This is a genomic window from Mesorhizobium sp. CC13 (assembly GCF_039907765.1).
GTDB lineage: Bacteria > Pseudomonadota > Alphaproteobacteria > Rhizobiales > Rhizobiaceae > Aminobacter.
The window spans coordinates 1-12,872 of the sequence record NZ_JARDJI010000011.1; the positions used below are offsets into that span (position 1 = coordinate 1).

Annotated in this window: 11 protein-coding genes, 2 pseudogenes and 1 riboswitch; of the genes and pseudogenes, 5 read left to right on the plus strand and 8 right to left on the minus strand. The window is 67.6% G+C overall.

Annotated elements, in window-relative coordinates; translation table 11 throughout:
• Nucleotides 1-76 (plus strand): annotated as a pseudogene (locus PV773_RS15515) (S-formylglutathione hydrolase); the annotation flags it as partial.
• Between the two features lie 5 nt (nucleotides 77-81).
• Here the strand turns inward: PV773_RS15515 and PV773_RS15520 are convergent.
• The 7 genes and pseudogenes from PV773_RS15520 to thiC form a co-directional block, all read right to left on the minus strand.
• Nucleotides 82-627, minus strand: coding sequence for a hydroxymethylpyrimidine/phosphomethylpyrimidine kinase (locus tag PV773_RS15520; protein ID WP_347967341.1), 546 nt, complete (start codon nucleotides 625-627; stop codon nucleotides 82-84).
• A gap of 213 nt (nucleotides 628-840) precedes the next feature.
• A pseudogene (locus PV773_RS15525) lies at nucleotides 841-1,065 on the minus strand (bifunctional hydroxymethylpyrimidine kinase/phosphomethylpyrimidine kinase); the annotation flags it as partial.
• Nucleotides 1,035-1,640: a thiamine phosphate synthase gene (locus PV773_RS15530; RefSeq protein ID WP_347967224.1), complete on the minus strand. Its 606-nt coding sequence runs from the start codon at nucleotides 1,638-1,640 to the stop codon at nucleotides 1,035-1,037. The pseudogene PV773_RS15525 and the gene PV773_RS15530, both read right to left, overlap by 31 nt.
• Nucleotides 1,637-2,410: a thiazole synthase gene (locus PV773_RS15535; protein WP_347967225.1), complete on the minus strand. Its 774-nt coding sequence runs from the start codon at nucleotides 2,408-2,410 to the stop codon at nucleotides 1,637-1,639. Before PV773_RS15535 ends, PV773_RS15530 begins: the two co-directional genes overlap by 4 nt.
• A 217-nt stretch (nucleotides 2,411-2,627) precedes the next feature.
• Nucleotides 2,628-2,825, minus strand: a complete 198-nt coding sequence (thiS, locus tag PV773_RS15540; protein ID WP_347967226.1) for a sulfur carrier protein ThiS — start codon at nucleotides 2,823-2,825, stop codon at nucleotides 2,628-2,630.
• Complete coding sequence (gene thiO, locus PV773_RS15545) at nucleotides 2,809-3,792, minus strand: glycine oxidase ThiO (protein WP_347967227.1); 984 nt, start codon at nucleotides 3,790-3,792, stop codon at nucleotides 2,809-2,811. The genes thiS and thiO overlap by 17 nt, the downstream gene beginning before the upstream one ends.
• A gap of 7 nt (nucleotides 3,793-3,799) precedes the next feature.
• Nucleotides 3,800-5,611 (minus strand): phosphomethylpyrimidine synthase ThiC, encoded by a 1,812-nt coding sequence (gene thiC / locus PV773_RS15550; protein ID WP_347967228.1) that lies wholly within the window; start codon nucleotides 5,609-5,611, stop codon nucleotides 3,800-3,802.
• 110 nt (nucleotides 5,612-5,721) lie between these two features.
• Nucleotides 5,722-5,839, minus strand: a riboswitch (TPP riboswitch).
• Nucleotides 5,840-6,034: 195 nt separating this feature from the next.
• Between thiC and PV773_RS15555 the strand changes: the two genes are divergently transcribed.
• Genes PV773_RS15555 through lpdA form a run of 4 tightly spaced genes read left to right on the plus strand, consistent with a single transcriptional unit; the run spans nucleotide 6,035 to nucleotide 11,056 of the window.
• Entirely contained in the window at nucleotides 6,035-7,270 is a 1,236-nt protein-coding gene (locus PV773_RS15555; protein ID WP_347967229.1) for a 3-methyl-2-oxobutanoate dehydrogenase (2-methylpropanoyl-transferring) subunit alpha, read from the plus strand.
• 3 nt (nucleotides 7,271-7,273) lie between these two features.
• On the plus strand, nucleotides 7,274-8,287 hold the full coding sequence (locus tag PV773_RS15560; RefSeq protein WP_347967230.1) for an alpha-ketoacid dehydrogenase subunit beta: 1,014 nt from the start codon (nucleotides 7,274-7,276) through the stop codon (nucleotides 8,285-8,287).
• Between the two features lie 2 nt (nucleotides 8,288-8,289).
• Nucleotides 8,290-9,654: a dihydrolipoamide acetyltransferase family protein gene (locus PV773_RS15565; protein WP_347967231.1), complete on the plus strand. Its 1,365-nt coding sequence runs from the start codon at nucleotides 8,290-8,292 to the stop codon at nucleotides 9,652-9,654.
• Between the two features lie 4 nt (nucleotides 9,655-9,658).
• On the plus strand, nucleotides 9,659-11,056 hold the full coding sequence (gene lpdA, locus PV773_RS15570) for a dihydrolipoyl dehydrogenase (protein ID WP_347967232.1): 1,398 nt from the start codon (nucleotides 9,659-9,661) through the stop codon (nucleotides 11,054-11,056).
• A 23-nt stretch (nucleotides 11,057-11,079) separates the two neighbouring features.
• Here the strand turns inward: lpdA and PV773_RS15575 are convergent, their stop codons facing one another.
• Nucleotides 11,080-12,870, minus strand: a complete 1,791-nt coding sequence (locus PV773_RS15575; RefSeq protein WP_347967233.1) for an ABC transporter ATP-binding protein — start codon at nucleotides 12,868-12,870, stop codon at nucleotides 11,080-11,082.
• Nucleotides 12,871-12,872 lie beyond the last annotated feature (2 nt).

Consider the following 12,872-nt stretch of genomic DNA (forward strand, 5'->3'; position numbering starts at 1 on the left):
CTACGACCATTCCTACAACTTCATCTCCACCTTCATGGACGATCACCTCAGGTGGCACGCCGAACGGCTGGGGTGAGCCGGTCAGGAGATCGAAGCCAGCAGCTTGGCGAAGACGTAGTCCTTCGCCCGGCGGACGGCGGCTTCCAGCGGCGCACCGAGCGCAAGCTTGGCCGCGACGGCGCTCGCCAGCATGCAGCCCGTGCCGCGCATGGTGCCGGGCAGTCGCGGCGCTTCAAAAGTGTGCTGCGTGCCGTCGGAGGTGACCAACAGGTCGGTCGATAAATCGCCCTCGGCGTGACCGCCCTTGACGAGCACGGCTTGCACGCCGGTCGCCAGAAGCATTTCGGCCTGGCGGATGATTTCCCGTTGGGACGGAGCGACCGGCTGGCCGCTCAGCAACGCGAGTTCGGGCAGGTTCGGCGTCACCAGCCGACACAGCGGCATCAGCTTGCGCTTGAGCGCGCCGATGGCGTCCGTGTCCAGAAGCGAGCGACCCGACGTCGAGGCCAGCACCGGGTCGAGCACCACCGGCACCGGCAGGCTGCTCGCCAGCACCGCGGCGACGGCGTCTATGGCCGCCGCCGTTCCCAGCATGCCGATCTTGACCGCAGCGACGGGGCCGGCCATAGCCCGCGCATCTGAAGGCACCCCCACCCCTAGCCCCTCCCCACAAGGGGGAGGGAAACGATTTCGCCGCCATTGCCTCCAATGCCATCGAAAATCAAAGCTGGGTGACCGTGCCGCAAAATCCCCCTCCCCCTTGTGGGGAGGGGCTAGGGGTGGGGGTACAACGCTTGCCAACCCCGCTTGGCCAGATGATCCCGCCGATATCGCCGCAAACGCTGCCCGCATCTGCTCTGCAACCAACTCGGGCGGCATCTGCTCGATGCGCTCGACACGGGTATGGGTCTGCACGGTCACCGCCGTGACGGCCAGGCTGCTGCGCAGGCCGAAGGCAGACACTGTCTCTAAGTCGCGGACGATGCCGGCGCCGCCGCTCGAATCCGAGCCGGCGACGATGAGCACGTGCGGGGTCATCGCCACTGGGCTGTCGCTGCCAGCCATTCGCGCGTGCGTGCCTCCGGGGCGGCGTTGAGGGTGATGTCGGTGACGACGGCAGCAGCGTTGGCGCCCTGTGCGAACACGCCCGGTATGCGCTCGACATTGAGCCCGCCGATCGCAACCAGCGGCACCGCGCCGACGCGCTGTTTCCAGTTGGCGATGCGGTCGAGGCCCTGCGACGCCCATTTCATCGCCTTGAGTATGGTCGGGTACACGGGCCCGAGCGCGACATAGTCGGGATCGGCGGCGAGGGCGATGTCGAGTTCTGTGTCGTCATGGGTGCTGAGGCCGAGCTTCAGGCCGGCGCTGCGGATCGCCTTCACGTCGGCGTCGGCGAGATCCTCCTGTCCGAGATGGACGAAGTCGCAACCCTCGTCGATGGCGAGGCGCCAGTAGTCGTTGACGATGAACTGGCAGCCATGGCGTTCGCAGACGGCCTTCGCCGCGCGGATTTCGCGGCGCAGGCCGGCCTCGTCCATGTCCTTGACGCGCAGCTGCACCAGCTGCACGCCGAGCGGCACCAGGCGTTCGATCCAGCGGGCGGAATCGACGATGAGGTAGAACGGGTCGAGCTTCATGAGAATGCTGCCATGCCGATGACGGGGGTGGAGGGGACGGCCATGTCGCGGGGTTCGAGCGGGCCGGCCAGGAATGCCTGCCGCCCGGCCTCGACCGCCTTGCCGAAGGCGGACGCCATGGCGACGGGGTCGCCCGCCTTGGCGACGGCGGTGTTGAGCAGCACGGCGTCGTAGCCGAGCTCCATGACGGTCGCCGCATGCGACGGGCGGCCGATGCCGGCGTCGACGATCAGCGGCACGCCGGGGAAGTGGCCGCGCAGGCTGCGCAGCGCGTCGATGTTCTGCGGGCCGCGAGCCGAGCCGATCGGCGCGCACCACGGCATCAGCACCTTGCAGCCGGCGTCGAGCAGCCGTCCGGCCACGACCAGATCGTCGGTCGTATAAGGGAACACCTCGAAGCCGTCAGATGACAGGATCCGTGCCGCCTCGACTAGCCCGAATACATCGGGCTGCAGCGTGTCGTGGTTGCCGATGACCTCGAGCTTGATCCAGTTGGTGGCAAAGACCTCACGCGCCATCTTCGCCGTCGTCACCGCTTCCTTGACCGAATGGCAGCCGGCGGTGTTGGGCAGCACGCGGACGCCGAGCGACTGGATCAGCGACCAGAACTGCCCGCCCGTCTTGCCGCCCGAGGTCTCGCGGCGCAGCGACACGGTGACGACGTCGGCGCCCGACGCCCTGATCGCCTCGGCCATGATCGCGGGCGAGGGATAGAGCGCGGTGCCGAGAAGCAGGCGGGACGAGAATTGTTGGCCGTAGAGGTCGAGCATGGGTCAACTCCTCGGGGTCGATTGCGAGGTGGAGGCTGGGATACCCCCACCCCTAACCCCTCCCCACAAGGGGGAGGGGGACTTTGGCGGCGTCCGACCTGCTGGAAGAAGAGCGCATGCCGTGAGTGGCGCCTGCCGAAAAGTGCGGCCAGGGCGACCAGCGTCCCCCTCTCCCTCGTGGGGAGGGGTTAGGGGTGGGGGTACCTTCAGCACGACCTCACCCTCCCTTCATCGGCGCCAGGATCTCGACCCGGTCGCCCTCGGCCAACGCACAGCCGTCGCGTTCCTTGGCAGGCACGACCTCGCCGTTGAGGGCGGTCGCGAGCCAGCCGCCTTCGAAGTCGAGTTCGTCGAGCAGCGCCGCCAGCGTGCCGGCCGCGACCTCGTGGCTCTCGCCGTTAACGGTGAGCTTCATGGGCGAGCTCCTTTTCTTGGCCCAGGATCATGTCGGCCGCCTGCCGCGCCATGGCGGGGGCGAGCAGGAAGCCGTGGCGGTAGAGGCCGTTGATGCGGATGGTGTTCCCGTCGCGCTCGACGCGCGGCAGGTTGTCGGCAAAGGCTGGCCGCACGCCGACGCCCGTTTCGACCAGCTCGGCCTCGCCGAAGGCCGGGTGCAGGGCGTAGGCGGCGTTGAGCAGTTCCATCAGCGAGCGCGCGGTGATCGGCCCCGCGTCGTCGCTCTCGATCATGGTCGCGCCGACCATGAACAGGTGGTCCGAGCGCGGCACGACATAGACCGGAATGCGCGGGTGGAGCAGCCGCACCGGCCGGGCCAGCGACACGTCACGGCTTTTGAGGATCAGCATCTCGCCGCGCACGCCGCGCAGGCCGGGCCGCGTGTCGGCCATGCCGGTGCAGTCGGCCTCGACCTCGGCCCTGCCTGGAGCCTGCACGGCGCCGTAGCCGAACTCGAAACGCACGCCCATCTCGACCAGCTTTTCCTGCAGCCCGAGCATTGCCTTGCGCGGATCGAGATGCGCTTCCTCGGCGAAGAACAACGCGCGCCCGAAACGCCCCTCGAGGTCTGGTTCGAGTGCGGCGATGGCCTCGGCGTCCACAGTGCGGAAGCCTGAAGTGCGGCGGCCGAAGCGGTCGAGTTCGCCGGCGTCGCGGGCAGGCGCCACGACCAGCGTGCCGTTGCGCAGCACATGGCCGGGCAGGGCAGCCTCCCACCAGCCGGCGGCATCCCGGCCGAGCGAAAGTACCGCCTCTTCGGCGCTCTCCCGCTCGCACCATGGCGCCAGCATGCCGCCGGCCTGCCACGAGGCATTGCCGGCGATCTGCCGTCTGGTGTCGACCACGGTCACGCTGGCGCCGCGCGTCGCCAGCTCAAACGCAAGCGTCAACCCGGCGACGCCCGCGCCGCGGACCAGCACCTTCATGGCTGGCTCACTCCGCCGGTTCGGCGTTTTCGACCGGCATGTAGAGGTCGCCGCCGTCGCGGTACTTCGCCGCCATCGCCGCCAGCCCCTCTTTCTGCGCCTCGGCGCGGATGTCGTGGGAGATCCGCATCGAGCAGAATTTCGGGCCGCACATCGAGCAGAAATGCGCCACCTTGTGCGCCTCCTTGGGCAAGGTCTCGTCGTGGAAGGAGCGCGCCGTCTCGGGGTCGAGCGACAGGTTGAACTGGTCCTCCCAGCGGAACTCGAAGCGCGCCCGCGACAGGGCGTCGTCCCTGACCTTCGCGGCCGGATGGCCCTTGGCGAGATCGGCGGCATGCGCCGCGATCTTGTAGGTGATGACGCCTGTCTTGACGTCGTTGCGGTCGGGCAGGCCGAGATGCTCCTTTGGCGTGACGTAGCAGAGCATGGCCGTGCCGAACCAGCCGATCATGGCAGCACCGATGCCAGAGGTAATGTGGTCGTAGCCCGGCGCTATGTCGGTGGTGAGCGGCCCGAGCGTGTAGAACGGCGCCTCGCCGCACACCTCTAACTGCTTGTCCATGTTCTCCTTGATCTTGTGCATCGGCACGTGGCCGGGGCCCTCGATCATCACCTGGCAGTCCTTGGCCCAGGCGATCTGGGTCAACTCGCCCAGCGTCTCCAATTCGGCGAACTGGGCCGCGTCGTTGGCATCCGCGATCGAGCCGGGGCGCAGGCCGTCACCGAGCGAAAACGCCACGTCATAGGTCCGGCAGATGTCGCAGATCTCCTCGAAATGCTCGTATAGGAAGCTCTCCTTGTGGTGGTGCAGGCACCACTTGGCCATGATCGAGCCGCCCCGCGAAACGATGCCGGTGACGCGGTCGACCGTCAGGTGGATGTAGGCGAGCCGCACGCCGGCATGGATGGTGAAGTAGTCGACGCCCTGTTCGGCCTGCTCGATGAGCGTGTCGCGGAACACTTCCCAGGTCAGGTTCTCGGCGATGCCGCCGACCTTTTCGAGCGCCTGGTAGAGCGGCACCGTGCCGATCGGCACCGGCGCGTTGCGGACGATCCAGTCGCGGATGTTGTGGATGTTGCGCCCCGTGGATAGGTCCATCACCGTGTCGCCGCCCCAGCGCGTCGCCCACACCATCTTCTCGACCTCCTCGGCCATCGACGAGGTGACGGCCGAGTTGCCGATATTGGCGTTGATCTTCACCAGGAAGTTGCGGCCGATGATCATCGGCTCGCTCTCGGGATGGTTGATGTTTGAGGGGATGATGGCGCGGCCGCGGGCGACCTCGTCGCGGACGAATTCGGGCGTCACGAAATCGGGGATGACGGCGCCGAAGCTTTCGCCATCGCGCTGGAGCTTGGCCCTGATCTGCTCGCGGCCGAGGTTCTCGCGGATGGCGACGAACTCCATCTCGGGCGTGACGATGCCGGCGCGGGCATAGGCGAGCTGGGTGACGGCGCGGCCGCCGGTGGCGCGCAGCGGTGCGTTGCGGACCGGGAATTCCGGCGTCAGGCGCTCGGCCGAAACGAAGCCGTTGTCCTCGTCCTTGACCGCGCGGCCCTCGTAGCGCTCGACATCGCCGCGGGCGAGGATCCAGTCCTCGCGCAGCCGCGGCAGCCCGCGCTCGATGTCGGTCTTCACCGACGTGTCGGTGTAAGGGCCGGACGAATCGTAGACGGTGACCGGCGGCTCGCCGGCGCTCGGACGGACCGAGATCTCGCGCATCGGCACGCGGATGTCGGGATGGATCTTGCCCGGTTTGTAGACCTTCCTCGATGCGGGAAGTTCGCCAACGGTGACGGTCGGGGTGTGGGCATTCATGAGTTGAGCCTCCTGGTTGGAGACCCAGTCCATGCGATGAGATGGAGGAGAGGTTTAGCCTGGGGACCCCGGGCATGGATGAGCCCGATTGCCTGAGCCGGAGAACCGGCTTGCTGCGCCTCGCACCGTCCCTACGCCAGTATGAACTGGATCAGGTTCAACGGGTCACTGCGCTGCGCGAAGCCAGCAGAATCTCAGCCCCTTGTCGGGACCCCCCTGGTGAGCCTTAAGCATGGAGGCGGAACGTAGGTGCTGTCAACGGCCTTTCGCAGAGGGCGAGAGAATGCCAAAGTCGCCGATGTCGGGACCCCATTGCGGTTCCGATGATGATCGGATAATAGGTCAGCATCGCTGACATAAATTGTCTGGTGCGTGCGGTGTCCGGGGAGGACGTGCGGCCCGCAGGAGACAGGAGGAACATCCGTGACGGACAATCCCTCGCCGCTCAAGTTCCACGTGCCCGAGCCCGAAGTGCGGCCGGGCGGAACGCCCGATTTCTCCAACGTGCCGATCCCCAAGGCGGGTTCGGTCGACCGGCCGCCGGTCGACGTCGACCCCAGGACGATCCGCGATCTCGCCTATTCGATCATCCGGGTGCTCAACCGCGAGGGCGACGCCGTCGGGCCCTGGGCCGGCACGCTGACCGACGAGGAACAGCTCGAAGGCCTGCGCCACATGATGACGCTGCGCACCTTCGATGCGCGCATGCAGATGGCTCAGCGCCAGGGCAAGACCTCGTTCTACATGCAGCACATGGGCGAGGAGGCGGTGAGCTGCGCCTTCCGCAAGGCGCTCGTCCAGGGCGACATGAATTTCCCGACCTATCGCCAGGCCGGCCTGCTGATCGCGGGCGGCTACCCGATGGTCGACATGATGAACCAGATCTATTCCAACGAAAAGGATCCGCTGAAGGGCCGCCAGCTGCCGATCATGTATTCGGCTAAGGATCACGGCTTCTTCTCGATCTCCGGCAACCTGACGACCCAGTACATCCAGGCTGTGGGCTGGGCGATGGCGTCGGCGATCAAGGGCGACAGCAAGATCGCCGTCGGCTGGGTCGGCGACGGCGCCACCGCCGAGAGCGATTTCCATGCCGCGCTCGTCTTCGCCTCGACCTACAAGGCGCCCGTCGTGCTCAACATCGTCAACAACCAGTGGGCGATCTCGACCTTCCAGGGCATCGCCCGCGGCGGTTCCGGCACGTTTGCCGCGCGCGGCCTCGGCTTCGGCATCCCGGCGCTGCGCGTCGACGGCAACGACTACCTCGCCGTGCACGCGGTGGCGAAGTGGGCGACCGAGCGCGCCCGCAGCAACCTCGGCCCGACGCTGGTCGAATACGTCACCTACCGCGTCGGCGCGCACTCGACCTCGGACGATCCCTCCGCCTACCGGCCGAAGACCGAGTCGGATGCCTGGCCGCTTGGCGACCCTGTCATCCGGCTGAAGAACCATCTGATCCGGCGCGGCCTGTGGTCGGACGACCGCCACAAGCAGACCGAGGCGGAAATCCTCGAAGCGGTCATCGCCGCGCAGAAGGAAGCCGAGAGCCACGGCACCCTGCATGCCGGCGGCAAGCCGTCGACGCGCGACATGTTCGAGGGCGTCTATGCCGAGATGCCGCCGCATCTCCGTCGCCAGCGCCAGAAGGCGGGAGTGTAGCCGATGCCGCGCATGACTATGATCGAGGCCATCCGCAGCGCCATGGACGTCTCCATGGGCCGCGACGACAACGTCGTCGTGTTCGGCGAGGACGTCGGCTATTTCGGCGGCGTCTTCCGCTGCACGCAAGGGCTCCAGCAGAAATACGGCCGCTCGCGCTGTTTCGACGCGCCGATCAGCGAGCTTGGCATCGTCGGCGCCGCCGTCGGCATGGCCGCTTATGGCTTGAAGCCATGTATCGAAATCCAGTTCGCCGACTACGTCTATCCAGCATATGACCAGATCGTTTCGGAAGCGGCACGGTTGCGTTACCGCTCCAATGGCGAATTCACCTGCCCGATCGTCATCCGCATGCCGACAGGCGGCGGCATCTTCGGCGGCCAGACCCACAGCCAGAGCCCCGAGGCGCTGTTCACCCACGTCTCCGGCCTCAAGGTCGTCGTTCCGTCCAATCCGCTCGACGCCAAGGGCCTGCTGATCGCCTCCATCGAAGACCCGGATCCGGTGATCTTTCTGGAGCCGAAACGATTATACAACGGCCCCTTCGACGGCCATCACGACCGGCCTGTCACGGCATGGTCGAAGCATGAGCTGGGGGAGGTGCCGGAGGGCCACTTCACCGTGCCGCTGGGCAAGGCGGATATCCGCCGTTCCGGTTCCGCCGTCACCGTGCTCGCCTATGGCACCATGGTCTATGTCGCCCAGGCGGCGGCCGAGGAGACGGGCATCGACGCCGAGGTCATCGACCTCAGGACGCTGTTGCCGCTCGATCTCGAAACCATCGTCGCCTCGGTCAGGAAGACCCGCCGCTGCGTGGTGGTGCACGAGGCGACGCTGACCTCGGGCTTCGGTGCCGAGCTCGTGTCGCTGGTACAGGAAAACTGCTTCTACCACCTCGAAGCGCCCGTCGCCCGCGTCACCGGCTGGGACACGCCCTATCCGCACGCGCAGGAGTGGGACTACTTCCCCGGACCCAAGCGCGTCGGCGAAGCTTTGATCGAAACGATGGAGGCCTGAGCATGGGCGAGCATGTCATCAAGCTTCCCGACGTCGGCGAGGGCGTGGCCGAGGCCGAGCTCGTCGAATGGCACGTCAAGATCGGCGACCTCGTGCGCGAGGACGCCGTGCTTGCCGCCGTCATGACCGACAAGGCGACGGTCGAGATTCCGTCGCCCGTCGATGGCGAAATCCTCTGGCTCGGCGCCGAGATCGGCGACACGGTCGCCGTCGGCTCGCCCATCGTCAGGATAAAGGTTGCGGGCGAGGGCGGTGCGGCGGAAGGAGCATCGGCGGAAGAAAAAGCCGCTGCTCCGGTTGCGCAGTCGACCCCCACCCCTGGCCCCTCCCCACAAGGGGGAGGGGGAAAGCCGGCCGCTTCGAAGAACGACACACCCAAGCCCGAATCAGCAGTCGCAAAAGCGCAAACCGGATCCCCCTCCCCCTTGTGGGGAGGGGCTAGGCTTGGGGGCAATGCCGCATCACGCGCCACGACCGTCGGCCTGCCCCGGCCGGAGGGCGAGCGGCCGCTTGCGTCTCCCGCCGTCAGGCTGCGCGCCAAGGAGGCCGGTATCGACCTGCGCCAGGTGCCGGGGACCGGCCCCGCAGGTCGTATCACCCATGAGGACCTCGACGGATTTGCCGCGCGCGGCGCGGCCGTCCCGGCAGCCGGGCTGCAGGCAAAGACCGGCGTCGAGCAAATCAAGGTCGTCGGCCTGCGCCGCCGCATCGCCGAGAAGATGGCGCTGGCCAAGTCGCGCATTCCGCACATCACCTATGTCGAGGAGGTCGACGTCACCGCGCTCGAGGAACTGCGCGCCAGGCTCAACGCCGCGAAAAGACCCGACCGGGCCAAGCTGACCATCCTGCCGTTCCTGATGCGGGCGCTGGTCAGGGCCGTCGGCGAGCAGCCGCAGCTCAACGCGATCTATGACGACGATGCGGGCGTGATCCACCGCCATGCGGGCGTGCATATCGGCATGGCCGCGCAGACGCCCGGTGGGCTCGTGGTGCCCGTCGTCAAGCATGCCGAGGCGCGCGACCTCTGGGATTGCGCCGCCGAGGTGAACCGTCTGGCGGACGCCGCCAAGGCCGGCACCGCGACACGCGAGGAGCTGACCGGCTCGACCATCACCATCACCTCGCTGGGCGCCATGGGCGGCATCGCCACCACGCCCGTCATCAACTATCCGGAAGTGGCGATCGTCGGCGTCAACAAGATCATGGTCCGGCCGATGTGGGACGGCACACAGTTCGTGCCGCGCAAGATGATGAACCTGTCGTCCAGCTTCGACCATCGCGTCATCGACGGCTGGGACGCGGCGGTCTTCGTGCAGCGGCTCAAGGCGCTGCTCGAGGCGCCGGCGATGATCTTCGTGGAGGGGTGAGCCGATGAAGGAAATCTCCTGCAAGCTGCTCGTCATCGGTGCTGGCCCCGGCGGCTACATCTGCGCCATCCGCGCCGGCCAGCTCGGCATCGACACGGTCATCGTCGAGGCCGGCAAGCCGGGCGGCACCTGCCTCAATGTCGGCTGCATCCCGTCCAAGGCGATGATCCATGCCGCGGACGAGTACCTGATGGCGACCGAGATGGCGGCCGGCAAGAGCCCGGTGGGCATCACCGTCTCAGGACCGGCCATCGATCTCGGCAAGACGGTGGCCTGGAAGGACCGTATCGTTGGCCGGCTCAATACCGGCGTTGCCGGCCTGCTGAAGAAGGCCAGGGTCAAGTCGGTGCAGGGCTGGGCACGGTTCCGCGACGGCAAGACCGTCGAGGTCGAGACCGAGACCGGCCTGCAGGTCATCCGCGCCGAGACGATCGTGATCGCCACCGGCTCCGCCCCTGTCGAGCTGCCGTTCCTGCCCTTCGGCGGGCCGGTCATCTCGTCGACCGAGGCGCTGTCGCTGAAGCAGGTCCCACAGCAGCTCGCGGTCGTCGGCGGCGGCTACATCGGGCTTGAACTGGGCACCGCCTTCGCCAAGCTCGGCTCCAAGGTGACGGTGGTCGAGGCGCTGCCGCGCATCCTGCCGCAATACGATGCCGAACTGACCCGCCCGGTCGCCAAGCGGCTCGAGGCGCTCGGCGTCAAGGTGCTGACCGGCGCCAAGGCCAAGGGGCTGTCGTCCAAGGGCGACGCGCTGCTGGTCGAGGCCGCCGACGGCAGCGAACAGAAGCTTGCGGCCGACAAGGTGCTGGTGACGGTCGGACGCAGGCCGGTCACCGAAGGCTGGGGGCTGGAGGAGATCGACCTCGACCGCGACGGCCGTTTCATCCGCATCGACGACCAGTGCCGCACCTCGATGCGCGGCATCTATGCGATCGGCGATGTCACCGGCGAGCCGATGCTGGCGCACCGCGCGATGGCTCAAGGCGAGATGGTCGCCGAGATCGTCGCCGGCCACAAGCGCAGCTGGGACAAGCGCTCGATTCCGGCCGTCTGCTTTACCGACCCGGAAGTGGTGACGACCGGGCTTTCGCCGGACGAGGCGAAGAACCACGGCACCGAGATCAAGACGGCGCAGTTCCCGTTCTCGGCCAACGGCCGGGCGATGACGCTGTCGGGCGAGGACGGCTTTGTCCGTGTCGTCGCCCGCGCCGACAACCATCTGGTGCTCGGCATCCAGGCGGTCGGCACCGGCGTCGCCGAGCTGTCGTCGGCCTTCAGCCTGGCGATCGAGATGGGCGCGCGCCTGGAAGATATCGCCGGCACGATCCATGCTCATCCGACGCAGGGCGAGGCCTTCCTGGAAGCCGCATTGCGCACGCTCGGCCACGCGCTCCACATCTGAAACGGCGGCTTCCCGCTACCGTCTCAGCCAGCGTCGGCCGATCCATGCTCGTAGAGCTCGTCCATGCTGAGCGAGGCCAGGTCGGCGAAGCGTGCCTGGCTTTTCGCGCCGCCGTTCCCGAGGACGACGACGTCGTCGCAGAAGGAAATGGTGCTGCGGTGATGGCTGATGACGATGGTGGTGTGACGGCCGGCCCTTGACCGCAGGGTCTCGACGATGGCGGCTTCCGACAGGCCGTCCACCGCGTTGGTGGCCTCGTCCAGGATCAGGATTGCGGGGTCGCGCACCAGTGCGCGCGCCAGGGCGATGCGCTGGCGCTGACCCGCCGACAGGTTCACGCCGCGATAGCCGACGACGGTCCGATAGCCTTGGGGCAGGCCCTCGATGAAGTCATGCGCCTCGGCCAGCCTGGCGGCACGCTCGGCCTCGGCCAGCGAGGCCAGCGCCTGCCCATAGGTGATGTTGTCCAGGATGGTTCCGTCGACCAGTTCGAGGTCCTGGCTGGCCAAGGCGATGTGGCCGCGCCACTGGGCGGGATCGATCGCGCCGAGGGCGACGTCATCCACGAGAATTGTGCCCTCGTCGGGTTCGACGAAACGGCACAGGAGGTTGACGATGGTCGTCTTGCCCGCGCCCGATCGCCCGACGATCGCGGTCGAGCGGCCGGCGCGAATGTCGAAGCGCGCCGAGCGCAGCACGGCGCTGCCGCCGTCGGCGCCGGGATAGCCGAAGGTCACTGCGTCGAAGGTCATCTGCCGACAAAGACCCTGGAAGGGCTGGGTGCCGCCGGGCGGCGGCGGCTTGTCCGACGGGTCGAGCAGCCAGCGCACCTCTTCCAGCGATCCGCTCCAGCCCTGCAACTGGCTCCAGCCCATCTGCAGGGCGCGCATGTGCGGCTGCAGCCGGTAGAGCAGCACGACGAAGGCGACGATGACCGGGAAGCTTATGCCGCCGTACCACGAGCCGACGACCGCGCCGAGAAACAGCAGCGCGTGCAGCGCCTCGGTCAGTGGCGGCAACGCGCCTTGCCTGGACTGGAGGAGGAACCCGGCCCTGCGCACGGCATCCGACGCCTGGTCGAACGCCGCCTGCTCCCGCGCCTCCTGGCCGAAGATGCGGATCAGCCGCCCGGCATTGACGAGATGGAGCATCCGGGAGGCTAGCTCGCCGTTGCGCGAGGTGACGCCGCGGCTCGGCGCCTTGAGACCGGCGGACAGGGCGGCATGCGCCAGTTGCACCAGGAGGAGGCCGACCGCCACCAGCAAGGTCATCTGCCAGGACAAAAGCAGCAGGAAGGCGAGCAAGATGACGGCGGCCGACGCGTTGACGATCGCCGAGAGCAAAGTCTGGACCGCGTCCGAGGCGCGCCAGGATTCGTTGGAGATGATGTTCAGCAGGCGTCCGGGGCTCTGCAGCAGGAAGAACGGATATCCGAGCTTGAGCAATTGCGCCGACAGCGCGCTGCGTATGGCGTGGCTCGCCTTGCCGTAGATGTGGCTCGTGAGCAGCGCGTTGGCATAGGCGAGCAGGTTCTTGAACGCGATCAGCGCAAAGACGATCGCAGCCAGCGCGAACAGGCGCTGGCCTTCGCTGAGCCCGGTCCCGACCCGCTGGAAGGCGCCCGAGAGGCCGCCCATGTCGCCGGCCCCGGCCTGGCCGACGATGATGCCCAGCATGGGGATGATCAGGCCGATGCCGACGCCCTCGAGGGCGGCGCTCGCCAGCCCGAGCAGCACCACGACGGGCAGCAGACGCTGCTGGCGGCCCAAGAGCCCGCGCAGCATCGAGAATCCGGGCAATGTCGGCTGCGTCACGG